This is a genomic window from Rhodobacter sp. P2_H5, assembly GCF_056403335.1.
Window position 1 is genome coordinate 319,256 of the sequence record NZ_JBFUFS010000003.1, and the last position, 24,775, is coordinate 344,030.

The following is a 24,775-nucleotide window of genomic DNA, read 5'->3' on the forward strand; positions in this document are numbered from 1 at the left end:
GTTCTCTCTCACATCCGGCGGATTTGGGCGCGACCGAACAGACCGTTCGGACGCCAGATCAGAATGGCGATGACCAGCATCAGAAGCACCGGAAAGCCCCAGCGCGCCCCAAGGCCGAACTGCACCGCGGCCTCGATCAGGGCGAGGCCGAAGGCCGTGATCACTGCCCCCGGCAGATTGCCCAGTCCTGCCACCACGCACATGATGAAGGCCTTCAGCATCGGGTCGGCGCCCAGGGTCGGGGAAAGCTGGGTCACCGCGCTTAAAAGCACGCCGCAAAGCCCGGCCAGGGCACCCGACAGCGCCAGCACCTGCATGTAGGTCCGTTCCACCGGCACGCCCATCAGCAGCGCCGCATCGCGGTTCTGCGCCGTGGCCCGGATCGCCCGCCCCATCCGGCTGCGCGAAACGACCAGCCCCACCACCGCCATGACGGCGAGCGAGACGACCACGATCACCACATTCAGCATCGGCATCACCCCGCCGCCGGCCAGCGCAATCCCGCCTTCCACATTGAAGGGCTGGCGCAGCGGCTGGCCGCCATAGACCAGCAGGATCGCATTCTGCAGCGCGATGGAAATCCCCACCGTGGCGATCATGACCGAGGTTTCAAACCCCGGCCCGCCGGCTTTCAGCAGCGTGCGCACCACCGTCAGGTACAAAACCACCCCGAACAGTGCCCCCGCCGCCGCCGCCGCAAGAAAACCCAGCCAGACCGGCAGGCCCAGCGAGGTGGCCACGGTGAACACCAGATACCCGCCCAGCGCCAGCATCGCGCCATGCGCCATGTTCAGCATCCCCATCGAGCCCCAGACGAGCGACAGGCCGATGGTCGCCAGCGCATAAAGCGCGCCGTTCGTCAGACCGGTCACAAGGATCGCGAAGAAAACGTCCATCGCCTCAGCCTCCCAGATAGGTGGAAAGAAGTTCACCGCGCGCGAGGATCTCGTGCGGCGGGCCGGACCAGATGATCCGCCCGTCATCCAGCAGATGCATCACATCGCTCAGGTCGGCGACGCGGGCCGGGTTCTCCTCGATCAGCAGGATCGTGCGGCCCTCGGCGCGCAGTTGGCCTATGACCTCGTAGATCTGCTCGATGACCAGCGGGGCCAGGCCCAGTGAGGGTTCGTCGATCATCATTACCGCCCCGCCCGCCATCAGCCCGCGCCCGATACCGACCATCCGCCGCTCACCCCCCGAAAGAGAGGAGGCATACTGGCCATGGCGCTGCTTCAGGCGCGGCAGAAGGGCATAGACCTCTTCCAGCCTTCGGGCGATCGTGTCGCGATCCGCGACGCAATAGGCCCCCATCAGCAGGTTTTCGTAGACCGTCATCTCGGGAAACAAGAGGTCGCCCTGCGGCACATGGACGATGCCCTGCGCCGCAATCTGATGCGGCTTGAGGGCCTGTATCTCGGCCCCGCCCGCGAGGACCCGGCCTTTTCGCAGCCGCGCCAGACCCGAGATTGCCCGCAGCAGGGTGGATTTGCCATGGCCGTTCGGGCCGACCACGGTGACGATCTGCCCCTTGGGCACCGCCAGCGTGATGCCGTGCAGCACATCGGGGCCGTCATAGCCCGCATGCATTCCGTCCACCGCCAAAGCGGGTGCGGCTTCAGGATCAGGCACGGGTTCAGACATGGGTTCAGACATGCGTTCAGACATGGGCCGCCCCTCCGAAATGGCTGCGCAGACGTTCGGCTGCGCCCTTGCCCAGATAGGTCTCGACCACGGTGGCATCCTCGGCCACGGCAGAGGGCGGGCCCTGAAAGATCAGCTTGCCGTGGTGCATGATCAGCACCCGGGTCGAGAGGGTCAGCAAAAAGCGCATCACATGTTCGATCAGCACAATCGTGATCCCCTGCGCGCACATCTTGCGCACAAGTTCTTGAATCCGGTCGACTTCCTCGGCGTTGAGCCCGCCCACGGGTTCATCCAGAAACACCATGCGCGGCTGGGTCGCCATGGCCCCGGCGATCATCAGAAGCTTGCGGTCCAACACCGGCAGGTCCCTGGCGCGGGTCTGACGCTTGGCTGAAAGGCCGACGAACTCCAGCGCCTCCGCCGTGGCGGCACGGGTGGCGGGGCTGAGGCGCAGGCCCGGAAAGCGGCGGGCGTGGCGGCCGAACTGGGCCGCCACCTGGACGTTCTCCTCCACCGTCAGATGATCGAAGGCGGCGTTGAGCTGAAAGGTCCGCGCGACGCCCAGATGGCAGATCCGGTCGGCCCCCATCTCGGTGATGTCATGCCCGTCAAAGGTGATGCGCCCCCCGGATGGCGCGGTGATGCCGGTGATCACGTCAAAGAACGTGGTCTTGCCGGCACCATTGGGTCCTCCGATGCCCAGCACCTCGCCGGGCATCACCGTCATGGACACGCCATCCACCGCCGCAAGCGAGCCGTAGTGGCGAAAGACATCCTGACACGCGAGGAGCGGGGCCTGTCCGGCCTCGGTCATCACGACATCCAGGGCGGCATCACGAAGCTGCCCTTGGCATAGGCCGGGGGCGCCACCAGAACCGGGTCCTGGGTCAGATCCTGATGCTGCAGGAACTGGTGCGGCATGCCGAGCGAGGCATCGGCGGTCTGGGCCGGATAGGTCATCGCCGATTGGCCATCGGGGTCAAAGTTGCAGACCCCGTTGACGCCGCGATAAACCAGCTTGTTCATCGCCGCCGCCACTTTCTTGGCCTGATCCTTGTCAAACGGCGCGCCGGGGCCGCCCGCAATGGCCGCCGACAGTGCCCATTTCCACAAGCCGTCATAGGTTTGCGACCCGGTGAGGTAGGCCGCCGTCGGCCCGAACTTCGCGCGGTAGGTGGTGCGGAACGCTTCCGAGAATTTGTCGGGCAGACAGCCGACCACAGTGGAATAAAGCACGCCCTTGACCGCAGCCCCGCCGATTTCCTTGAACGCCGGCAGCGAGGGGCCGTATTGCATGTAGATCAGGCTGTTGGTCGGCTGCGGAATGAACTGCGTCATGAAGGCCGCCAGATCCTGCGGCAGGAAATGCGTCACCGCGACAATCGCCGGCGGGTCCTGACGCAGCTTGGCCAGCGTCGGCCCCCATTGGTTGTTGGGAAAACCCACCGCCTCATACAGCGAGATATCCCAGCCGAACTCTTTGGCATTGTCGCGGATCGCGTTGGCGATCACGACGGAATATTCCGCCGAAGAGGTGACGATGGCCAGCTTGCGGTTGGCGGGCGTCCATTGCTTGGTCTCGATCAGCTCGTTGAGATAGGTCAGAAGGCCGGGGCCATAGTAGAACTCCGGCGGGTCGCCCTGGAAGGAGCCATAGTAGCGCTCGGGGTCGGTCTTGAACTTGGTGTTGTGCGAAATCAGCGTGTTGTAGTGGATGAAGACCACGTCGTTATCGGCGGCCACATCCATTTCGACCATGCCGGTGCCGAAGTTGTAGCCGTTGACGATGACCGGCGTGTTGAACTTGTCGACCAGACGCTGCATCGACTGGGTCACGACTTCCGCCCCCATGTCGGCGGTATCCTCGACATGCAGCTCCAGCGGGCGGCCAAGGACGCCGCCCATGGCGTTGATCTCTTCGATGGCGAGGGTGAGGCCGTTCTGGAACTCGATCCCGTCGGCCGCAGCGGCCCCCGACATCGGCAGCGCAGCACCGATGGCGATGGCTTCGGCGGCGGTCTCGGCCTTGGCTTCGTTCAGACCGGCCAGCAGGGCAGCGCCCGCACTCGCGGCGGCACCTCCCATCATGATGGAGCGTCGGTTCAGCATGGTTCTCTCCTTGTTGGGGCGGTTTTGGCGCCGTGTTGGGTTTCGTCGGTTGATCGACTTGTCTTTTGATCTTGCCCGCACCCGATTTGCCGGGGCGAGGGATGCGGGCGGCGCCTTGGGGCGCGACCCGCTTAGAGGTGGGTTAAAGGAAATAGGCCGGGTGCCGCCCCTCCCACCATTTGGCAAAGGCCATGACCGCGGAGTCCTTTCCGCGCCCGGCGATGATCTGCAAGGAGTGCGGCACTCCGCTGGAACTGGTCCCGGCCGGCACGCAGACCGCAGGCTGCTGGCTGAGGTTGATCGGATAGCTGAAGCCCGCCCATTCGATCCAGCGCGGCAGGCCGCTGCCCGGCGGCACCTCGCAGCCCGCAGCGAAAGGCAGAACCGCCGTCCCGGGCGAAACGAGGTAGTCAAGTGCGCCCAAAAGCCGGTCCATCGCCGCCCCATAGGTGGCGCGCAGGCCGACATGGGCGATGTAATCCGAGGCCGACCAGCCCTTGGCCACTTCGGCCATCTCGATCAGGCCGGGGTCGATCTTCGTGGCATCGACCGCGCCCAGCATGTCCAGCCTGCGGCGCGCACCGGAAATCCAGTGCCAGTTGAAGATGTCGAGCAAATCGTCCCGCATCGGCAGATCGACCTCGACCAGTTCGGCCCCGGCAGCGGCCAGATCGGCCAGGCTCACCTCGAACCGAGCGGCCACTTCAGGCGCCACCGTGCCCGAGGGCGGGCGGCGCCAGACGCCCACCTTCTTGCCCGTGGGGGACATGTCCTGCGGCGAAAGGGCCGGAAAGACCGCCTCGCCCTGGAACCAGTCGGCCCGATCGCGGCCTGACATCAGGCCCAGCATTACCTCGGTATCCGCAGCGCGCCGGCACATCGGCCCGATATGGGCCACTGTGCCGAACGGGCTGGCCGGATAGGCCGCGACCCGGCCAAAGCTCGGCTTGATGCCGCAGATCCCGGTGAAGGCCGCCGGAATCCGGATCGAGCCACCGCCGTCCGTGCCGAGGTGAAACACCCCCGCCCCGGTCGCCGCCGCCACCGCCGCCCCGCCTGAAGATCCGCCGGGCGTCAGCCCCGCGTCCCAGGGGTTGCGGGTGATCCCGAAGGCCGGGCTGTCGGTCAGGGCCTTCCAACCGAATTCCGGCGTGGTCGTGGCCCCCAGAAACACCAGCCCCGCCGCCCTCAGCCGGGCCACGCTGGGCGCATCCTCGGTGCCGACCTCGCGCGGCGTGACACCCGATCCGTAGCACACGCGCCAGCCCTTGACGCCCACAATGTCCTTGAGCGTCGCCGGCACGCCATCCACTGCCGACAGCGGCGCCCCGGCACGCCAGCGCGCTTCCGACGCCCGCGCCGCGGCCAGCGCGCCGTCGTGGTCAATGAAGGTGAAGGCGTTCAGCCTGCCGTTGACCTCTTCCGCCCGGTCAAGGGCCTGCCGGGCCACGTCGACCGGCGAAAGGCTTGCATCGGCATAGGCCTTGGCCAGCTCCGCGCTGGTCAAAAGGCATAGGTCTCCGGCGCCCTCAAGAGGGGTTTTTGCAGCGTCTGGCAAAGTGCTTGTCCGATGGTTGTCAGGTTGAGACTTTGATGCTGCAGGTGAAAATCAAGATTGTAAAATGCAAAATATGATACGAACATACGTAGAAAATAGGTACCCTCGATGCGCACCTCGATCCGCCAGATGCAATATGTCCTTGCCGTGCAGGCCGCGCGCAGCATCTCGGGGGCGGCCAAGGAGCTGAGCATTTCGCAATCCTCCATCCTCGCCGCGATCGACCTGGCCGAAGAGGACGCCGGGGCGCAGATCTTTGACCGGCGCAAGGGGCGCGGCGTCGTCATGACGGCGGTCGGCGAACGCTATCTGGCCGCCGCAGGGCGCCTCTTGGCCGCCGAGCGCGAGTTCCGCCATTCCCTGCGCGCCTCCAGCGTGCCGCGCAGCCCTTTGCGCATCGGGTGTTTCGAACCCTTCGGCCCGATCATGATGATCGACGTGATGCGCAAACTGCGCGAGCGCATCGGTTTTTTCGAGATCACCCTGATCGAGACGGATCAGGTCTCGCTGAAACGCGCGCTTGATCGTGGCGAGATCGACATTGCGGTGCTTTATGACCTCGGCCCCGATTTTGACTGCCCCCTGGAGCATATCTGCCGCGCCCCGCCGCATGCGATGGTCCATATCGACAGCCCGCTGGCCCGGTTTGACGATATCTCGATCAATGATCTGGTGACGGCGCCGGTGTCTTTGCTGAGCCTGCCCCTGACCTCAAGCTATCTGATGACGCTGTTTGATTACGCCGACCAAAAGCCGACCATCGGCTTTCGCAGCAGCCATTACGAAACGGTGATCCGCGCGGTGGCGGCAGGGTTCGGGGCGACGATCCTGAACCTGTGGCCGGCCTCCCCGCTGCCCAGCGAAACCAACACCCGGCGCCTGCGCCTACGCGAGGCCCTGCCCGCGCCCAACCTGGTGACCGCCGACCGCTACGGCGCGCAAAAACCCCCCAATGTCGTCGAGTTCATCGCCGAACTGAAAGCCCATGTGCAGCTGCGCTACGTCAACACCTGAAGCGCCCGCCTTGGCGCGCCGGGCCTGACGCTGCACCCTACATCGGAACGACGCCCCAGCGCCGACCCGTGCGGAGCGCAACCCGCCTTCGGTTGCGGCCACCCGCGCAAGCACGGCCAAACGCTGGAAGATCGCCCGTCGGCGCTCTGGCCTGGTCGCGGTTCCACGTTGCCTTTGAGGGGGCGAGTCCATATGATCGCTTCAAGTGCATGTGATCCATTGACGCGGGGCCGTTGAGCAATGGGCATCAGAATTGGCCACGCACCAAGCCGATTCGAACTTATGGGTTGGCACGAACCTGAAGCGGACCGCATTCGCCGCCGTTTCATCAACCGTGAGGAAGCCCTGCGCTTCCTGCGCAGCCAAACCCTGCCGGCGGAGGTCATGTCGAACGCGCGGCGCTGGGCGCGCGACCTGGGCATCCAGCATCCGACGCACCGCGGCTTCCTGCAACTCCTCGCCGCGGCCATCGCCAACGGCGAGGTCTGGGTGGCGGAGCTGGAGCGTCCTGCGGCCGAGCATGGCGGAGGGGGCGGCGGTGGTGGGGGCGGCGGGGGCGGTGACAAACCCAATCCTCCCCCTCCCGGTCCGAAACCCGCGCCAAAGCCCAAACCGACCTGCCCGGCCAGCGTCACCATCGAGGCCAAGTGCCGCATCCTGACGGTTGGCGAGGCCAAGACCTTCAAGGCGGTCGATCCGGATGGATCGAGTTCGGGCAGCTACAAGTGGACCACTGCCAGCGGCAAGGTAACCCTTTCCAACGACACCACGGCGACCGTGACGGTCACCGCCGGAGCCGCCGCTTCGGCGATTTACGAAGGCGAAACCCTGAAGGTCGTGCGCTCTCAGGCGGGCTGTCCCGACGTGACGGCGGAGGTAAAGTTGACCGTGTTCAAATTCACCAAGATCAAGGTCACGGTCAAGCCGACGCCCCCGAACACGGTGCGTGCCGGTTTCGCGGCCCCCGCCGATCACGTGCTGGAGATCACCAGCGCCTCCACCGACTTCGCGGCCAACCTGCCGATCGTTCTGATGAAGGCCAAGGACCTTGAGGCCAAGCTGGAATTGACAGCCGCCCCGGCGGGCTTGCCGATCCACTGGCATGTCGACAGGAACGCGGCCGATCACGCGTCACTGGGCGGCGCGGGCGCCCTGCCGACCGTCACGCCGCAGGGCGATGTGACCAAAGCCACGCTGAAAGCCGACAACAAGGGGTCGTTCCACATCCGCCCCTTCGTGTCCTGCACCGGCGACAACAAGTTTGATCCCCAGCACGCGCCGATCTGCCTGAACCTGGTTCTGGCCAATGCAACGGTGGTGCAGGACAAATCGGCCGCCTATACAGCGAACCTGAATGTCGTGCGGGGAAACACCAATCTGAGGGTCGACAACGGCGCCTGGGGCCCTGCCCCGCTCAGCGCCGCAACGCTGGCGGCGGCGGGCTGCGCGATGGAGCTGATTTCGGATGTGACGGGCGGCGGCGCCGATGGGCGGCTTGGGCTTGATCAGGTGTTTTGCGGGCTGATCAACAACGTGGCGATCCGCAACGTCCTCTTCATGTACCGCGACACGACGGTGGCGCCGCCCACCGATCACCGTTACAGCCTGAACGCGGTGTCGAACCCGGGGGCTGCGACCGGCGCCGGAGGGACATTCCTGCCGGGCGATCCGGCGCCCGTGCTTTATGCCTTGCCGCTTCTGGACAGCGGCCTGACCCCACATGGCGAAGGCGCCGACACCGCCTTGATGACCCGCAGCCAGGCCGATCCCTCGACCCGCACCAACCGGCCGGTCGGCATCCGCTTCACGACGCGCTGCATCGACTCTCCGGGTACACCGGCACCGCGGACCCATGCCGCCAATGCCAATGCGGTGATGAACCGGATCGACTACCAGTACCGCTTCGTCGCCTGTTTCGCCTTCTGGACCAACCGCGACAAGACCCGGGGCAAGTCGGACAAGATGGCCGAACGCGTCTATGCAGCACAGCGCATGTTCACCTGGGAGATCCGCGGGGTCTGGGATGTCGTCTGGCCGGCGGGTGGCCCGGCGACCCTGACCGTGACCACGCCGCATACGATCACCATCTCGGGGGCAAGCACCAAGGACCCGATGGAAGACGCCCAGGCCAATCACGTCGAGGTGCGCCCGCCTTCGGGCGTCGCAGCAGGATTGTCCTGGAATGCGCAGTAGAATTCTGGCGGCCACCGTTCTGGCATTCCTTGCCTGCGCGATTGCCTCCGATCAAGGGAGAACGGACGTCGTGCCCGAAGCAAACACCCATTGGCAAAGCCCTGTCGATCCGACGGCAAGTTCGGCGCTGATCTCGGCGACCCATCTGCTGGAGTTTCAGGTGACCGCGCTCAACATCGAAGACGAGGCGCAGGATCCCGTGACCGGCCTGTCGCGTGAGATCATCATGCGGGTCGACATCAAGCGGGTCTTCAAGTCGGATGGCCCGGCGCCGGAGTTTGGCCTTGCGACCGTGACCCTGCGCCAGACCGGACTGGACCCGTTGGGGATGGCCGCCCCCCCGCCAATCGATCCCGAGGTGCTGGTGCGGGGCCAAACCTTCCTTCTGGACGCCGTGGCCCCCGGTGCGCCGTCGCTCGACGCGGTTTTTGCCGGCGCCCGTGGCGTCTATCCCGCAGACTTCGCCGTGGATGCGGCCATGGCGCAAGAGGCCGAGGCGGAAGCGGCGCCCCAAGATGCGTCAAGCGCCGCGCATCTCCTGCAGGTGACCGAGGCGGCGCGTCAGAGCGCGCATGACCTCTGGGGCGACTATTTCCTGGCCCGGTACCGCGACCACCTCCATGACGCGCCGCAAGAGGCGATCCTGGCGGTCGCCCGGATCGCGCTCGACCCGGAGACCAATCCGCGCCTCGCCATCACCCTGCTCGCCGATATCGATCTGGAGATGCTTGACCACGCCGAGAACGCGAAACTGGTCGCGACGCTGGGCCGGACCCTTCTGGCCGCCTTGCCAAGGATACCGGATCCGAAGGTCCGCTCCTACGTGGCCAGCCGCAATATCTATGGCCTGGTCTTCGATGGCGACGAAAAGCGCCCGGGCCGGTCCGATCACTTCGGCGCCGACGCGTCGACCCTTGCCGCGGCGCGCGAGGCGATTGCGGGTTCAACCGACGCGCGGGCCCGATCAGTCTATCAATGGCTGCGCTAGGCGAGAAGGGTTCAGACGCGCCCTCTGCGCCTCCATCAGTCAGAAAACGTGGCCCGGCGTTCGGTCTCCGTCCGGAGGCTGAATGCCGCACATACAGGACCGATGGCGCCTGACCCTAGACCCGGTCAAAATCGGCGGGGTCGATCGGCAGCGTGAAACCGGTCTTGATCCGGTCCATGATCACCATAGTCTTGAAGCTTTTGATATCCGGGTTCTCGTAAAAGAACTTGCGGGTGAACTGCTCGTAATCCGCCATGCTGTGGGCCGTCACGATGATCGCGAAATCGGCGTCGCCGGTGACGTAATAGCCGTTCATCACCTCGGCGGTGTTGCGGATCGATTGCTTGAAGCGGTCGATGATGTCGGCCCGTTCGCGCTCCAGCGTCACCAGAACGAACATGGCCAAGGGCAGGCCCACATGCCGCGGGCTTACGACCGAGACATCCGCCTCGATCACCCCGCCATCGCGCAGGCGTTTCAGGCGGCGCTGCACCGCCGTGGGCGACAGACCGACCAAGGCCCCCAACTCCTCGGAGCTTTGCCGGTTCGAGCTTTGCAACGCGTTCAGCAACTTGGCGTCCAGTCGATCGAGCTTCATCGGTCCCATCCGCAGAAATGCATCGTTTCTTGCCTCTCTTCGCTGGAAAGCTGCGGCGTCGGGAAAGCCTACGCAGAAATTCAGCTGAAGAAGACAGTTAAACTGCACTAGGCCAAACGAATTGGAGAGCCAATGCTTGCGACGCCCCCTCATGCTCAATTGGCTCTGATGCGCCTTGAATGCCCGCAGCTGTTGCGTGCTGGCGCTTTTGTCGGCGGTCTGTGGATGGCCGGGACGGAGAGCGATCCCGTTCTGGACCCGGCTTCGGGTGTCGAGATTGCCCGGGTCGCCCGCTGCGCGCCTAGCGACGCAGAGCGGGCGGTTGATGCCGCTGCGGCAGCCTTTCCGGGCTGGCGCGACATGCTGGCCCGCGACCGGGGCCGGATGCTGCGCCGCTGGGCCGATCTGATCCGCCACCATGTGGGTGACCTTTCGGTGATCCTGTCGGCTGAACAGGGCAAACCCCTGGCCGAGGCCCGCGACGAGATCCTTTATGGCGTCGATTTCATCGACTGGTTTGCCGCCGAGGGCGAGCGCGCTTACGGCGAGACGATCCCCGCGCATAAACCGGGCCGACAGCTCGTCGTCTCGATGCAGCCGGTGGGCGTGGTGGCGGCAATCACGCCGTGGAATTTCCCCTCCGCGATGATCGCGCGCAAGGCGGCGGCGGCGCTGGCGGCGGGCTGCACGGTCATCGTGAAACCGGCGGAGGAAACCCCGCTGTCCGCCCTCGCCCTAGAGGCTTTGGCCGAAGAGGCGGGCCTGCCCAAGGGCGTGTTACAGGTGCTGACCGGCGACGGCGCGGCGCTGTGCGGCGTTCTGACCGCCGATGTCCGGGTGCGCGCGATCAGCTTCACCGGCTCGACCCGGGTGGGGGCGATCCTGTCGGGCGAGGCGGCGCGCTCCATCAAGAAGGTCTCGCTGGAGCTTGGCGGCCATGCGCCGGTCATCGTCTTTCCCGATGCCGATCTGGATCAGACGATCGAGGATTGTCTGGCCGCGAAATTCGCCACCTCGGGGCAGGATTGCCTCGCCGCGAACCGGATTTACCTGCACGACGACATCCACGACGCCTTTGCCAGCCGCTTTGCGGCCCGTGTGGCCCAGCTCCGCGTCGGGCCGGGGCTGGCCGAGGGCACCGAGATCGGCCCGATGACCCGCCGTTCGGTGGTAGACACCTGCGATGCGCAGATCGTTGATGCGCTGGCGCAGGGCGCCGCCCTGCTGACCGGCGGCCGCCCCTTGGCCAGCGGGAATTTCGTGCCCCCCACCGTTCTGGCCGGGGTGCAGGACGGCATGCGCATCACCCGTGAAGAGACCTTTGGCCCGGTCGCGGCGCTGATGCGCTTTTCGACCGAGGCCGAGGTCATCGCCCGCGCCAATGCCTCGGAGATGGGCCTCGCGGCCTATGTCTTCACCCGCGACCTCGGCCGCGCGATGCGGCTGAGTGCCGTGCTGGAATACGGGATGGTCGCGGTCAACACCGCCTCTTTCACCGGCGCGCCGATCCCCTTTGGCGGCTGGAAGGGCTCGGGTCTGGGCCGCGAAGGCTCGCGCCACGGGCTGAGCGAATTCATGGAACTCAAATACGTCTGTTTTGGCGGCCTGGCCGCTTAAGGAAATCACCATGCAAGATATCGAAGAGATCATCCGTCAGGACCGCGGCGCCGTGCTGCACCCCTTCACCTATCTCAAGGGCCATGCCGATGGCACCGGGCCGGAGCCGACCGTGGTGCAGACCGGCAAGGGCGTGCGGATCACCGACGCCCGGGGGCGCGAATATATCGACGGGTTCGCCGGGCTGTATTGCGTGAACGTCGGCTATGGCCGCACCGAAGTGGCCGAGGCCATCGCCCGGCAGGCCTATCAGCTGGCCTATTACCACAGCTATGCCGGCCACACGACCGAGGCGCTGGCCCGGCTGTCGGACCGGCTGGTGCGCATGGCGCCGGGCAAGATGTCCAAGGTGTTTTACGGCATGTCGGGGTCTGACGCCAACGAGACCCAGGCCAAGATCGTCTGGTATTACAATAACCTGCGCGGCCTGCCGCAGAAGAAGAAGATCATCTCGCGCGACCGTGGCTATCACGGCTGCTCGGTGGTGGCGGGGTCGATGACCGGCCTCAGCTTCTATCACGACCATATGGATCTGCCGGTCAGCGGCATCCTGCGCACCGGCGTGCCGCATTACTGGCGCGGCGCGGAAGCGGGCGAAAGCGAGGCCGATTTCTCGACCCGCCGCGCGCGTGAGCTGGAGGAGATGATCCTGCGCGAAGGCCCCGACACCGTGGGCGCCTTCATCGCCGAGCCTGTTCTGGGCACCGGCGGTCTGGTGCCGCCGCCCGCTGGCTATTGGGCCGCCATCCAGGCCGTGCTGCGCCGCTACGACATCCTGCTCATCGCCGACGAGGTGATCACCGGCTTTGGGCGCACCGGCGCCATGTTCGGATCGGACCTTTACGGGATCGAGCCGGACCTGATCACCGTGGCCAAGGGCCTGACCTCGGCCTATGTGCCGCTTTCGGCCTGTCTGGTCAGCGAAAAGGTCTTTGCGGTCATGGCCGAAGGCACCGCCAAGGTTGGCAGCTTCTCCCACGGTTATACCTATTCGGGCCATCCGATCGGCGCTGCGGCGGCCAATGCGGTGCTCGATATCGTCGAGGCGGAAAACCTGCCCCTCCGCTCGGCTGAAAACGGCGCTTACCTCAACAAGCGGCTGAAGGAGGCTTTCGCCCAGAACCCCTTCGTGGGCGAAGTACGCGGGGTTGGCCTCATGGCCGCCATCGAGTTTGTGGCCGACCGAGAGACCAGGCGTGGCTTTGATCCGGCCCTGACCATTGGGGCCAAGATTTCGGCCGCATGCCGCGAACGCGGGTTGATCGCACGGGCGATGCCGCACGGCGACATCCTGGGCTTCGCGCCGCCTCTGGTCATCACCCGGGCCGAGATCGACGAGATGATGGAGATCACCATCGCCGCCGTGGCCTCCGTCACCGACAGCCTGCCCGCCCGCTGACCGAAGGACGCCAAACCGATGCAACACGCCCTGAGGGTATTGAACCTGCGCAAGTCCTTCGGCCCGGTCACGGTCTTTGACGGCATTGACCTCGCCATGGCGCCGGGCCAGGTCGTCTCGCTCATCGGGGCATCGGGGTCGGGCAAAAGCACGATCCTGCGCTGCATCAACTTTCTGGAAATGCCCGACTTCGGCACGGTCGAGGTTTTTGACAAGGGCGTATCCATCGCCAAGGACAGCAATGGCGCGCTGTCGGTCGTCAACCGGCGGCAGATCCGCGAGATCCGCCAGATCGTCGGCATGGTGTTCCAGAACTTCAACCTCTGGCCGCACCGCACGGCGCTTGGCAACGTGACCGAGGCGCTGATCCATGTCCTCGGTCAATCCAAGGCCGAGGCCCGCGAGGCGGGCCTTGCCGCGCTGGAGAAAGTCGGCATGGCATCGCTTGCCTCCCGCTATCCCTCTCAGCTCTCGGGAGGCCAGCAGCAGCGCGTTGCCATCGCCCGCGTTCTGGCCATGCGGCCGCGCGTCATGCTGTTTGACGAGGCGACCTCGGCGCTTGACCCCGAACTTGTCGGCGAGGTGCTCAAGGTGCTGCGGCTTCTGGCCGAAGAGGGCAACACGATCCTGCAGGTCACCCATGAGATGCGCTATGCGCGCGAAGTCTCGGACCGGATGGTGTTCCTGCACCGGGGCAAGATCCTGCAGGACGCCGCCCCCGAAGAGCTTTTCCGCAATCCCGCCGACGAAGCCGTCAGGCGGTTCCTCTCTGGCAGCCACTAGGCCAGCAAACGTCAGATCCACGCAAAAAACACAGGGAAAATCATGAAAAAGACCTTCTTCACCACACTTCTGGCCGCAGCCGCGCTTTCGGTTGGCAGCATGGCCTTGGCCGACAACGGCGTCTTGCGGATCGGGACCGAGGGCGATGCGCCCAACTTCTCGATGGCCGATGCCAGCGGCAATGTGACCGGCTTTGACGCCGATGTCGCCAATGCGATCTGCAAGAAACTGGATATGACCTGCAAGTTCGTCGTCCAGTCCTTCAGCACACTGGTGCCCTCGATGGATTCCGATCGCTTTGACGTGATCATTTCCGGCCTTGGCATCACCGATGCACGGCGCGAGAAGATCGACTATTCGATCCCCTATGCCTCGACCCCGCAGTATTTCGTGGTCGCCAAGGATTCGCCGCTCGCCTCGGCCCCCGACCTTGCCACGATCCTCGCCGGGCTGAAGGGCAAGACCGTCGGCGTCGTCAACGGCACGACCTATTCGCGCTTTGTCGCCAAGATGGCGCCGGAGGCCACCTTGAACACCTATGAGGCCACGACCCAGCAGCTGGCCGATCTGGCCGCAGGCCGGGTGGATGCGGCCCTGAGCGACTCGCCGACCTGGGTCGACTTCTTCAAGACGCCGGAAAGTGCCGGTTTCACCAAGATCGACGTCCGCATCCTGCCGACCGCCGACCATGAAACCCTGGGCTACGGCATGGGCGTCGGCCTGAAAAAGGGCAATACCGAACTGCAGGCCAAGCTGGATACTGCGGTCTGTGACCTGATCACGGATGGCAGCATTGCCGCGTCGAGCAAAAAGTGGTTCGGGGAAGACTATTCGCTGCCCTGCACCAAGTAACCCTGCCTGAACGACGGCGCGACGGGTGACCGTCGCGCCCCGCCCCGGAGTACCCCTGATGCGAACTGACCTGTTGACCCTGTTGATCGCACAGGGTTGGGCCCTTGCCCTGCTCAAGGGGGCGGCCATCACCATCGTGGCCGCCCTGCTCGGCACCGCGCTGGGGATCGTGATGGGATTTCCCCTGGCCATCCTGCGCTGGCGCAAGGTGCCGGTGCTGTCGCCGCTGGTGGCGCTTTATTCTGCCCTTGTCCGGGGGGTGCCGGGGCTTCTGGTGATCTATCTGATCTTCTTCGGCTCGATCCAGACGGTGGAGGCGGTCCTGAATGCCCTGCGTCTGGGCGGCGACGGCAGCCTCGTGCCCTTCCTGATGGGGGTCATCGCGATCGGCGTGATCTCCTGCTCCTATTCGATCGAGGTGTTCCGGGCGGCGTTGCAGGCCATCCCCCATGGCCAGATCGAGGCGGCAGAGGCGGTTGGCATGTCGGGCTGGGTGGCCTTTCACCGGATCATCGCGCCCCTCGCCCTGCGCACGGCCATCGGAGGGTTGAACAATGTCTGGCAGATGACGGTCAAGGACACCTCGCTCGTCTCGGTCGTGGGCTTGCAAGAGATGATGCGGGTCGCCGCCATCGCCGCCGGCATCACCCGCAGCGCTTTGGTCTTCTACATCCTCGCGGCCCTCCTCTATCTGCTGATCACCGTGGTCAGCCAGTTTCTGTTCGGTCGCGCCGAACGCGCCTTGAACCTTGGTTTCGGAGGCCGGTCATGATCATCGACACCGCCCTCATCGCGATGGCCCTGCCGCTTCTGGCCACCGGCGCCGTGGTCACCGTCAAGATCGCCCTCGTCGGCATCGCATTTGGCCTGCCATTGGGTCTGGGCATGGCGCTGTTGCGGCTGCATCCGCATCGGCTGGTCTCGCGCCTGGCCGATGGCTATGCCGGGCTCTTCCGCGGCACGCCGATGCTGGTGCAGCTTTTCATCATCTACTACGGCTTTGGCGAGATCGCCTTCATCCGCCAGACCCCGGCGCTCTGGTGGTTCTTCCGCGACGCGCTCTTCTGCGCCGAACTGGCGGTGGTGCTGAACACCGTGGCCTATACGTCCGAAATCTTCCGCACCGCCTTTCAGGCCATACCCTCCGGCCAGATCGAGGCCGCCCTCGCCATGGGGATGAGCCCGACGACACTTCTGCGCCGCATCCGCCTGCCGCTCGCCTTTCGCAACGCTTTGCCGGTCTATGCCTCCGAAGCCATCACGGTGGTGAAGGAGACCAGCCTCGCCTCCACCATCACCGTGCTGGAGATCACCGGTCAGGCCAAGCGCCTGATGAGCCAGACCTTCGCGATCTTTGAAATCTTCGCCATCGCCTCGCTGCTTTACCTTGCCATCAACCTGCTGTGCCTTGGGCTGTTCTACCTTCTGGAACGCCAGACGACCCGCGGCATGCGTTAACATAACGGGACCCTGACATGAGCCTTCTGACCTTCTTCCCCCTCGAAGCCGACCTGCCCGAACCGCGCCACGGCGCCCCCCTGCCCGACCGTCTGGTCGAAGGCGCGCCCAAGTTCCGCACCTGGGATCTGGCGCAGAACGCCGACGGCACCGTGACCGCCGGCATTTGGGAGGCGACGCCGGGCGCCTACCGCTCGATCAAGGGCGTGACTTGGGAGTTCTGCACCATCCTTTCGGGCATCTCCGAGCTGATCGAGGACGGCCAGCCGCCGCGCCGCATCGGGCCGGGCGACAGTTTCGTGATGAACCCCGGCTTTGTCGGCACCTGGCGGGTGATCGAGACCACGCGCAAGCTCTGGGTCTCCAAGGATTGAGGGCGATGACACAGGACAGCCCGAGGAACACGCCCTATTGGTGGGATGCCACCCCCCTGCCGGCAATCGGCCAGACGCCGCTGGCGCAAAGCGTGGATGTGGCGATTGTGGGCGGCGGCTATACCGGCATCGCCGCCGCCATCGAACTGGCCGCCGCCGGCCGCTCGGTCGCGGTCTTTGACAAGGCGCGCTTGGGCGAAGGCGCCTCGACCCGCAACGGCGGCATGACCAGCGGCTCGATCCGCCCGAGCCATGCCGCCCTGACCAAGACCTATGGCGAGGCCCGCGCCCTTGCCATCCTGCACGAGGGCAAATCCGCGCGCGAGGATCTGTGGCGCTATCTCGCGGAAGCGAAGATCGACTGCGGCTTTCACCTGAGCGGCCATTTCGACGGGGCCCTGACCCAGGCCGAACAGGACACGCTGGACCGCAAGGCCGAGCTGCTGAACCGGGTGCTGGGGGTCGAAGCCTATGCCTTGCCAAAGGGCGCGGTATCGGACGTGATCGGCACCGCGTTCTATCGCAGCGGCATGGTCCGGCCCGATATCGGCGGGCTCGACCCGGCCCGGCTCTTCGCCGGCATGGTGGCGCATGCCCTGTCTTTGGGTGCCGCCCTGCACGAAGAGACCGCCGTGCAGTCGATCGAGGCCGAGGGCAAGGGCTTCCGCCTGCGCCTTGACCGGGGCAAGGTGACAGCGGGTCAGGTCATCCAGTGCACCAATGGCTATACCGACGCGGCCGACCCTTGGCTGCGCCGCCGTCTGGTCCCGGTGCGCAGCCGGATCATCGCGACCGAACCGCTTGCGCCCGAGGTGATGGCCCGCCTGATGCCGAAACGGATGATGTACGGCGACATGCGCAAGCTGAGCTATTACTACCGCCCCTCGCCCGACGGTCAGCGCATCCTGTTTGGCGGGCGTGACGGCACCACGGTGGGCGACCCGATGGCGCCGACCCTGCACCTGCGCCGCGAGCTGGCCCGGATCTTCCCCGAACTGGCCGAGGTCGCCATCACCCATAGCTGGTTCGGCAATGTCGCGATGAACCGGCACATGATCCCGAAACTGTTCCGCCGCGCGGGCCGGGTCTATGCCACGGGCTATTGCGGCTCGGGCGTGGTCTGGGCGCGCTGGCTGGGCAAGAAGGCCGCAAGGGCGGTCCTGAACGATGCCGAGGGCGCCCGCAGCGCCTTTGACCTCGAAGCCCCGCCCGCGGTCCCGCTTTACCGTGGCAAGCCCTGGTTCATTCCGGCGGTCTTTGCCTGGTATGCCTGGCAGGACCGCAAAACCCAGCGCAAGGTCGAAACCTCGGCGTGACCGCGCAGCCCGTTGCGGGCGGTCGCACGACCGCCCGTGAAACCAGCCGTCCTGAACAAGGGGCAAGCGATGACCCTCCTCTTTAACTCCGATCCCGCGCGCGGGGCGATCTTTGCCGAGCTCTTGGGCGCAGCCTGTCCCGAGATCCCGGTGCGGATCGGCGCTGACAGCGTGGCCGGCCCCGAGGTGCGCTATCTGGTAACCTGGCAGGCGCCGCCCGACCTCTTCACCCGCTATCCCAATCTGGAACTGGTCCTGTCTCTCGGCGCCGGGGTGGATCAATTCGACCTTTCCGCCTTCCCGCCCCAAGTCAGGCCGGTGCGGCTGGTCGATGCGGATTTCGCCTCGATGATGCGGGATTATGCCTGCATGGCGGTCCTGGCCTGCCACCGCAATCTGCCCGAATATGTCGGACAGCAGCGCGCCGAGCTGTGGCAGGAACTTCCGGTTCGCCTCGCCGCCGAGCGGCGCGTGGGCGTGCTGGGGCTGGGGCATCTGGGGCTTGCGGTGACCTCTGCGCTGGCAAGCTTCGGCTTCCCGCTTTCCGCATGGAGCCGCTCCGCCCGCACGGTGCCCGGCCTGCGCTGCCTGTCCGGGCCATCGGGACTGGAGACGATCCTGCGCGAGACGGACATTCTGGTCTGCCTCCTGCCCCTGACGGCCGAGACGCGAGGCATCCTGAACGCCGATCTCTTTGCCAGGCTGCCCAGGGGCGCCTCCCTCGTCCATGTCGGACGCGGCGCACAGCTTGACCCGACCGCCTTGCGCCACGCGCTGGACACGGGCCACCTCTCCAGCGCCATGCTTGACGTGACCAACCCCGAACCCCTGACCCCCGGCGACCCGCTGTGGCAGCATCCGCGTGTGATCGTGACACCCCATGTCGCCTGCCAGACCCGCCCCGAAAGCCTGGCGCGCCACGCGATCAACGTCCTGCAGGCCCATCAGCGCGGCCAACCCCTGCCCGGCCTGGTGGAGCGTACCCGCGCCTATTGACCAGAGGGACATTGGCGGCCCCGCAGCACACGGCTCATGCATTTCCAGCCAGGTGGCAGCCCCCGCCACCTTCACCCGAACCTTCGCCCCGCAACACGACCTGGCAGCGCGTTACCCGCAACAGCCCCCGATGCCGATGCCGACCAGAGGGGCAAACCTCAGCCCCGAACGCTCGCTCCCGCCGAAGGAAACACGGGGCCAATGTCAAAAGCATCCGCTCAGGCGTTTGCGGAGGCCATGTTATTCATGTTGCCGGCGGGTGATTGATATCGAGGGGCGCCTCGAAGCTTTGAAATGGGGCGGCGTCTTGTCCGCGAAATCCAGGCCTCCCTGCACCGCTTGATTCGACTTAGTGCAACTTTGGCGTTTCCCATCTGAAAGACCCGCGGGTCGCGACGATAAATCAACCTGAAAGGGAATTTCTCATCTGTTTCGACGATGCGCGACCGATGAAATTGATAAAAGGTAAAGGGGAACCGCGAGACTGCCCTTTGGGTTCGGCGCCCGGCGAATTTTTCCGGTTCATCCATTAAAACGGCATCATGGAGATTTGGAAATGTTCACTAAAGTCCGCAACCTCGTGTCCCGCTTCCATCGCGACGAAGAGGGCGTCACCCTCGTTGAATACGGCATTGCCCTCGTTCTTGCCGTTACTCTGGGCACCGGCGCCCTGATCACCCTGTCCGGCAGCGTCGGATCCATCATGGGCACCGCCAGCGGCCAGATGGATGCTTCGGTCACCGCTGCCGGTGGTTGATCGATCAATGATCGGAAATCCCCACTCGCCGGCAACACCACGCCCCAAAGCGGCGAGTGGAATTTTGGCGAAAGCCAAAACTTATTCGGAGCATGCTGCGCATGACCGCGCCGAATGCCAAATTGGAAATTGCACGCTGTGACGTTCGGTCAATTTCGACCTTTCACTGAATGCCGGGGCGCGTTTCTGCGCCCCGGCAATTTCCACCAGAAGCTTGAGATTTCAAGCCTCGGGGCGAGTCTGCAATATCGGACCCGTCACAGGGAGACGCACCATGAATCTCCGATCCTTCCTTGTCTCCGTGCTTGGCCTCGCAATTGCCGGGGGTTCGGCCTTTGGCGCCCGGCAATATCTGGCACAGCAATCGGCGATTGCCTCCGCCAATGCGGCCCAGCCCAATCCGGCGATGGAACTGGTCAATGTCGTCGTGGCCTCGCAGGACATCGGCTATGGCCAACTGGTCGAGGCGCAGATGCTGCATTACCAGCCCTGGCCGCGGGCGGCTGTGCCGCCGGGGGCCTTCACGAAGATGGACGACCTGCTGCCCAAGGCGGGCGGCGATCCGCGCCGGATGAAATTCCCGCTGGCGAGCGGCGCCTTGGTGCTGGCTTCGGAGGTCTCGGGCTTTGGCGACAAGGTCACGCTGGTGCAGAACCTTGGCCCCAATGCCCGCGCCATGGCGATCAAGGTCGATGCGGTGACGGCGGTGGGCGGCTTTGTCACCCCCGGCGACAAGGTCGACATCCTTTTGACCCAAGGCGCCAATGACGACCTCCGCTCGGTCACGATCTTGCAGGCGATCCGGGTGCTGGGTGTCGATCAGGACAGCGACATGCAGAAGGACAAGCCCACCGGCACCGCACGCACCGTCACCGTCGAGGTCTCGCCCGAGGACAGCCAGAAGCTCGCCCTCGCGCAGAAGGCCGGAACGCTGAGCCTGACCTTGCGCACGCTCGACGGGGTCAGCGACAAGCAACTGGATTACACCAGCCTGCATGACCTGATGCAGGACAAGAGCCCGGTGCCGGTGAATGCGCCCAAGCGGACCATCACCGTGCGGCGCGGCACCACGACCGAAGTGGTCGAAGTCAACAACTGAGGCGAGCCGCCCTTGTGGCAGCCGCACGCCGCCTCTGCGCGGCTGAGACGGGCATCCAACCGGGAAAGCATCATGCGAGACTTGCGCAACATCGGGCACGCCATGCGGGAGGAGGAGGGAGCGATCCTCGTCTTCTGGGCATTTGCCCTGGTGGCGGTGCTGGGGATCGTCGCGCTGTCCTTCGATTTCGGGCAAAGGGCCGCGACCCAATCCGAGCTGCAGTCGCATGCCGATCAGGTGGCACTCGCCGCAGCGGGCGAGCTTGACGGCAAGTCCGACGCGATCACCCGCGCCACGGCGGCGGCAGCGGCCCTGATCGAAGACCAGCAGACTTTCGCGACCGGAACCCGAGCGCTGGACTCCGCCTCGGATTACACGCTGACGTTTTACAAGAGCCTGCCGGCCAGCGACACCGCCAGCCTGGCGGCCGGGGAGACCACCGACCCGGCCAAGGCGAGCTATGCGCGCGTGATGATGACGCCCCGGACCGTGCCCCCCATGTTCCTCGCGGCCTTTGACGCCCTGCGTGGCGGCACGACGGCCAATCCCGCACTTGGCGCCGCGGCGGTGGCGGGCTTCACGCAATATGCCTGCGACATCACGCCCCTGATGTTCTGCATCCCCTCGTCCTCTTTCAAGGCCAAGGACAATATCGGCAAGATGATCCTCTTGCGGTCGGGCGGTCAGGGGGCCGCCTGGGGGCCGGGCGATTTCGGCTTTCTGGACCTGGCGTCGACGGGGCTGGATTCGGCCGGTCCCTGCGCCGGGCTGAACGGGGCGCAGCAGACCCGCTGCCTGATCGGCGCCCAAGGCGCCCTGACGCAGTGCTTTTCGCAGCGCGGCGTCGATACCGAGCCAGGCCAGAAGGTCGGCATCGAGAACTCCGGCTACAACGTCCGCTTCGACATCTTTGCCGGCGGGATGAGTTCGAAGAAGAATGACGCCAATTATCCGGCAGCACCCAATGTCATCAAGGGCATCAAACCGAACGGCGCCGGCGCCACCTGCATCGGCAACAATCCGAAGGTCGCCGCCACCGTGGCCTTGCCGAGGGACGATTGCTTTGCCAGCGCCAGCTGCGCCAATGGCAACCGGTTCGGCAATGGCGTCTGGTCGAATGCCACGACCGGGCGGCCCAATTACGTGACCAAGAATTACGGCACGGGTGTCGCCGATCCGCACCCCACGGCCACAACCCGATATCAGTACTACCTGGCCGAAATCGCAGCGGCTGGCGGCGGCGCCTCGACAGCGGCGATCCTGCCGGCCGGCAAGGACGAAACCGGCAGGCCGCAATGCACCAACAAGCAGTCCTCCAACCCCGAGCGCCGCGTGGTGATCGCCGCCGGCATCGACTGCACCGCCCACCCGATCAATGGCCGTGCGAGCAACGTGCCGGTCAATGAATTCGTCCGGCTGTTCCTGACCCAGCCGGTCGCGGACGCGGCGGGCAATTCCTTCGACATCTATGTCGAGGTGGTGGGCTCTGCCGAAACCGGAAGCAGCGGCACAGGAGGGATCTTCCATGATGTCGTCCAGCTTTACCGCTGAGCCCCTGTCCCGCCGCCTCGCCACCTTCTGGCGCGACGAAAGCGGTGTGGCGCTGGTCGAATTCGCGCTGGTGCTGCCGATGATGCTTCTGGTCTTCGCCGTCATCATCGAAGGCAGCCGGATGATGCTGTCCTATCAAAGCACCATCATCGGCACGCGCGACGCCGCCCGCTATCTGGCACGCACTGTCGCCCCCGACATCTGCACCACAGGCGGCTCGGTCAGCGGTTATGCCACGCGGCTGCGGACCCTGATCGTGCAAGGGGCCACCGCCTATTCGGTCTTTCCCGAGGATGTGGTGGTGGGCACCGTGACCCCGAGCTACCGCTGCGTCACTGGCACCTACCGGGCCAGCCCGGTGGCCATCGCGGAAGTGTCGGTGCAAATCACCATCCGCTTTCCTTTCGCAGGCCTCTTCACCCTTGCAGGGGCCAGCCGCCCCGACCTGACGACAGAGGTCAGCAATCAGGCGCGGGTGTTCGGATCATGAAAGCCCTCGCGCCCCTTCGCCGCAAGGCCATCGCCGCCGGGCAGAGCTTTCTGCAGCGCGAGGACGGCACGACGCTGGTCGAATTCGCCGTCGTCCTGCCGATCTTCCTGCTGCTGTTCTTCGGCCTGATCGACTTTGGCCGGCTGGGTTTTGAATATGTCATGGCCAACAAGGCGATGCAGATGGCCGCCCGCACCGCCGTGACGCGCCCCCCGGCCTGCCCCGGCGTGGCCCAGACCAATCTGCGCGGCGCCGTGGTGGCGGGGGAGGTTCCGCCCTATTTCGGCAGCAACTGCCGGTCCGGTGCCACGGTCTGCGCCGATCCCGGCACGGTCACTTGCGCCGGCAGCATGGGCAACGCGACGGTGGCCGAGATCTGGCCGGTCATTGCGGTCCTTCTGCCCAATGATGCGACGGCGGCGAACCTGCGCTTCAGCTATGCCTACAATTCCGACCTCGGTTTTCTGGGCGGACCTTACGAGCCGATGGTCACCGTCTCGATCCAGAACCTGAGCTTCGAGTTCATCACCCCCCTCGGCGCCCTGGCCACGCTGGCCGGGGCGGTGGGCAATGACCTGCCCACCAGCCTGCCCTTCCCGGCCCTGAGCGTCTCCCTGCCGGCGGAAGACCTCGCCTTGGGCGAGGCCGGATGATGGCGCCCCTTACCGCACCTGCTTATTCAAGGAAGAGCCTGACATGACCGCGACGGACAAATCGATCCTCCTGATCACCCCCGATGCGGCGGTGACCGACGAAATCGGCGTCTCGCTGGCGGGGATGGACGGGGTGAACCTGCGCACCGAACCATCGCGGTTGGCCGCGCTGAACGGCAAGGCTGTGATCATGGCCGCCGACAAGGATGTCATCATCTTCGAGACCAGCGACGATGCCAATGCCGACATCGCCTCGATCCGGGCCCTGAAGGCGAACCGCAAGGCGGGGACGCTGCTTCTGGCCCTGGCCGATGGCGAAATGACGCTGAGCCGGATGCGCGCGCTCAGTCAGGCCGGGGTCGACGATGTGCTGCCCAAGGAGGGTGCCGGGGCCGAGATCGAGATGCGGGTGGCCGCACATTACCGCACCCGGCTGGCGGTGGCCAAGGCCGCGGCGCCGCTGCGGCGCGGGCGGATCCTTGCCGTGGCGCAGGCCCGCGGGGGCGTGGGGGCCACGACGGTGGCGGTCAACCTGGCGCATGATCTGGTCGGCCGCAGCCGGTTTCTGCGCCGGATCGAGCCGAACGCGGTGGCGCTGGTCGATCTGGACCTGCAATTCGGCTCGGTCGGCACCCTCCTGGACCTGGGCGAGCAGAATGCCCTGCACCAGCTGGCGCTCGATGGCACGATCCCGGATGCCACCTATCTGTCCTCGACCATGGTGAAGCTGCCCAACGGACTGACGGTGCTGGCCGCCCCGTCGAAATTCATGCCGCTGGATTCACTGCAACCGCGCCAGATCGGCGCCATCCTCGATACCCTGCGGGCAGACAATGACTTCGTCGTGGTCGACCTGCCGCATGCCCTCGGCCGCTGGATGGAGCCGGTGCTGCACCGGGCCGACGAGCTGATCATCGTCAGCGATACGGCGGTGCCATCAGTGCGCCATTGCCGCCGCCTGATCGAATTCTTCACCGCCGACAACCCCGATCTGCCGGTGCGGATCGTGATCAACCACGAAAAGCGCGCGCTGTTGCACACCGGCGCGCAGAAAGAGATCCAGAAGGCACTGAACCGCAAGCTCGAGCACTGGTTGCCGCATGACCCGGTTGCGGCCCGGGCCAGCGCCGACCGTGGCCAGCCGCTGGCCATGGTCGCCCCGCGCTCGGGCCTCGGCAAAGCGATCGCCCGACTGGCCCGCGACACCCTGAGCGCCTTCCCGGCCGCCTCTGCCACGGCCACCTCGCCCACAGCCGCCTTCCTCAGATCCACTTCCCACAAATCCACCTCCCACACTGCCGCCACCGGAAAGCTGGAGAAATAACC

At 65.7% G+C, this 24,775-nt stretch carries 24 protein-coding genes; 18 read left to right on the forward strand and 6 right to left on the reverse strand.

Annotated features, from left to right (window positions below; translation table 11 throughout):
* Positions 1-8: 8 nt before the first annotated feature.
* From AC1DVR_RS05655 to AC1DVR_RS05675, 5 genes are all read right to left on the reverse strand, one after another.
* Positions 9-896, reverse strand: coding sequence for a branched-chain amino acid ABC transporter permease (locus AC1DVR_RS05655; RefSeq protein WP_477999563.1), 888 nt, complete (start codon positions 894-896; stop codon positions 9-11).
* Positions 897-900: 4 nt separating this feature from the next.
* Positions 901-1,665 (reverse strand): ABC transporter ATP-binding protein, encoded by a 765-nt coding sequence (locus AC1DVR_RS05660; RefSeq protein ID WP_477999564.1) that lies wholly within the window; start codon positions 1,663-1,665, stop codon positions 901-903.
* Positions 1,658-2,458 carry an ABC transporter ATP-binding protein gene (locus tag AC1DVR_RS05665; RefSeq protein ID WP_477999565.1) on the reverse strand — a complete coding sequence of 267 codons (801 nt, stop codon included), beginning with the start codon at positions 2,456-2,458 and terminating at the stop codon, positions 1,658-1,660. The genes AC1DVR_RS05660 and AC1DVR_RS05665 overlap by 8 nt, the downstream gene beginning before the upstream one ends.
* Positions 2,458-3,753 carry an ABC transporter substrate-binding protein gene (locus tag AC1DVR_RS05670; RefSeq protein WP_477999566.1) on the reverse strand — a complete coding sequence of 432 codons (1,296 nt, stop codon included), beginning with the start codon at positions 3,751-3,753 and terminating at the stop codon, positions 2,458-2,460. Before AC1DVR_RS05670 ends, AC1DVR_RS05665 begins: the two co-directional genes overlap by 1 nt.
* A 142-nt stretch (positions 3,754-3,895) precedes the next feature.
* A complete protein-coding gene (locus AC1DVR_RS05675; protein ID WP_477999567.1) occupies positions 3,896-5,260 on the reverse strand; it encodes an amidase family protein in 1,365 nt (454 codons plus the stop codon).
* 159 nt (positions 5,261-5,419) lie between these two features.
* Here AC1DVR_RS05675 and AC1DVR_RS05680 point away from each other — a divergent pair, with 159 nt between their 5' ends.
* The 3 genes from AC1DVR_RS05680 to AC1DVR_RS05690 all read left to right on the forward strand — a co-directional run bounded on the left by AC1DVR_RS05680 (position 5,420) and on the right by AC1DVR_RS05690 (position 9,506).
* Positions 5,420-6,325: a LysR family transcriptional regulator gene (locus tag AC1DVR_RS05680; RefSeq protein WP_477999568.1), complete on the forward strand. Its 906-nt coding sequence runs from the start codon at positions 5,420-5,422 to the stop codon at positions 6,323-6,325.
* A gap of 282 nt (positions 6,326-6,607) precedes the next feature.
* On the forward strand, positions 6,608-8,518 hold the full coding sequence (locus AC1DVR_RS05685; protein WP_477999569.1) for a chorismate mutase family protein: 1,911 nt from the start codon (positions 6,608-6,610) through the stop codon (positions 8,516-8,518).
* 70 nt (positions 8,519-8,588) lie between these two features.
* Positions 8,589-9,506, forward strand: coding sequence for a hypothetical protein (locus AC1DVR_RS05690; protein ID WP_477999570.1), 918 nt, complete (start codon positions 8,589-8,591; stop codon positions 9,504-9,506).
* A gap of 115 nt (positions 9,507-9,621) precedes the next feature.
* On the opposite strand, the gene AC1DVR_RS05695 is transcribed toward AC1DVR_RS05690, so the two are convergent.
* Positions 9,622-10,104, reverse strand: coding sequence for an Lrp/AsnC family transcriptional regulator (locus tag AC1DVR_RS05695; RefSeq protein ID WP_477999571.1), 483 nt, complete (start codon positions 10,102-10,104; stop codon positions 9,622-9,624).
* Between the two features lie 225 nt (positions 10,105-10,329).
* On the opposite strand from AC1DVR_RS05695, the gene AC1DVR_RS05700 reads away from it, so the two are divergent.
* From AC1DVR_RS05700 to AC1DVR_RS05770, 15 genes are all read left to right on the forward strand, one after another.
* On the forward strand, positions 10,330-11,721 hold the full coding sequence (locus AC1DVR_RS05700) for an NAD-dependent succinate-semialdehyde dehydrogenase (RefSeq protein WP_477999572.1): 1,392 nt from the start codon (positions 10,330-10,332) through the stop codon (positions 11,719-11,721).
* A 10-nt stretch (positions 11,722-11,731) separates the two neighbouring features.
* Positions 11,732-13,120, forward strand: coding sequence for an aminotransferase (locus AC1DVR_RS05705; protein ID WP_477999573.1), 1,389 nt, complete (start codon positions 11,732-11,734; stop codon positions 13,118-13,120).
* Positions 13,121-13,138: 18 nt separating this feature from the next.
* The gene (locus AC1DVR_RS05710; RefSeq protein ID WP_477999574.1) at positions 13,139-13,903 is read left to right on the forward strand and encodes an amino acid ABC transporter ATP-binding protein; all 765 of its coding nucleotides are present in this window, start codon (positions 13,139-13,141) and stop codon (positions 13,901-13,903) included.
* A 42-nt stretch (positions 13,904-13,945) separates the two neighbouring features.
* Positions 13,946-14,755 (forward strand): transporter substrate-binding domain-containing protein, encoded by an 810-nt coding sequence (locus tag AC1DVR_RS05715; RefSeq protein ID WP_477999575.1) that lies wholly within the window; start codon positions 13,946-13,948, stop codon positions 14,753-14,755.
* 58 nt (positions 14,756-14,813) lie between these two features.
* Positions 14,814-15,527, forward strand: a complete 714-nt coding sequence (locus AC1DVR_RS05720; protein ID WP_477999576.1) for an ABC transporter permease subunit — start codon at positions 14,814-14,816, stop codon at positions 15,525-15,527.
* Positions 15,524-16,213: an ABC transporter permease gene (locus AC1DVR_RS05725; RefSeq protein ID WP_477999577.1), complete on the forward strand. Its 690-nt coding sequence runs from the start codon at positions 15,524-15,526 to the stop codon at positions 16,211-16,213. The genes AC1DVR_RS05720 and AC1DVR_RS05725 overlap by 4 nt, the downstream gene beginning before the upstream one ends.
* A gap of 17 nt (positions 16,214-16,230) precedes the next feature.
* Entirely contained in the window at positions 16,231-16,587 is a 357-nt protein-coding gene (locus AC1DVR_RS05730; RefSeq protein WP_477999578.1) for a cupin domain-containing protein, read from the forward strand.
* A 5-nt stretch (positions 16,588-16,592) separates the two neighbouring features.
* Complete coding sequence (locus AC1DVR_RS05735) at positions 16,593-17,903, forward strand: NAD(P)/FAD-dependent oxidoreductase (protein ID WP_477999579.1); 1,311 nt, start codon at positions 16,593-16,595, stop codon at positions 17,901-17,903.
* Between the two features lie 69 nt (positions 17,904-17,972).
* The gene (locus AC1DVR_RS05740; RefSeq protein ID WP_477999580.1) at positions 17,973-18,899 is read left to right on the forward strand and encodes a 2-hydroxyacid dehydrogenase; all 927 of its coding nucleotides are present in this window, start codon (positions 17,973-17,975) and stop codon (positions 18,897-18,899) included.
* 556 nt (positions 18,900-19,455) lie between these two features.
* Positions 19,456-19,656: a Flp family type IVb pilin gene (locus AC1DVR_RS05745; RefSeq protein WP_477999581.1), complete on the forward strand. Its 201-nt coding sequence runs from the start codon at positions 19,456-19,458 to the stop codon at positions 19,654-19,656.
* Positions 19,657-19,930: 274 nt separating this feature from the next.
* The gene (gene cpaB / locus AC1DVR_RS05750; protein ID WP_477999582.1) at positions 19,931-20,755 is read left to right on the forward strand and encodes a Flp pilus assembly protein CpaB; all 825 of its coding nucleotides are present in this window, start codon (positions 19,931-19,933) and stop codon (positions 20,753-20,755) included.
* A gap of 72 nt (positions 20,756-20,827) precedes the next feature.
* The gene (locus AC1DVR_RS05755) at positions 20,828-22,306 is read left to right on the forward strand and encodes a pilus assembly protein TadG-related protein (RefSeq protein ID WP_477999583.1); all 1,479 of its coding nucleotides are present in this window, start codon (positions 20,828-20,830) and stop codon (positions 22,304-22,306) included.
* Positions 22,281-22,796 (forward strand): TadE/TadG family type IV pilus assembly protein, encoded by a 516-nt coding sequence (locus AC1DVR_RS05760; protein ID WP_477999584.1) that lies wholly within the window; start codon positions 22,281-22,283, stop codon positions 22,794-22,796. Before AC1DVR_RS05755 ends, AC1DVR_RS05760 begins: the two co-directional genes overlap by 26 nt.
* Entirely contained in the window at positions 22,793-23,449 is a 657-nt protein-coding gene (locus AC1DVR_RS05765) for a TadE/TadG family type IV pilus assembly protein (protein ID WP_477999585.1), read from the forward strand. Before AC1DVR_RS05760 ends, AC1DVR_RS05765 begins: the two co-directional genes overlap by 4 nt.
* A 43-nt stretch (positions 23,450-23,492) precedes the next feature.
* Positions 23,493-24,773, forward strand: coding sequence for a CpaE/TadZ family protein (locus AC1DVR_RS05770; RefSeq protein ID WP_477999586.1), 1,281 nt, complete (start codon positions 23,493-23,495; stop codon positions 24,771-24,773).
* Positions 24,774-24,775 lie beyond the last annotated feature (2 nt).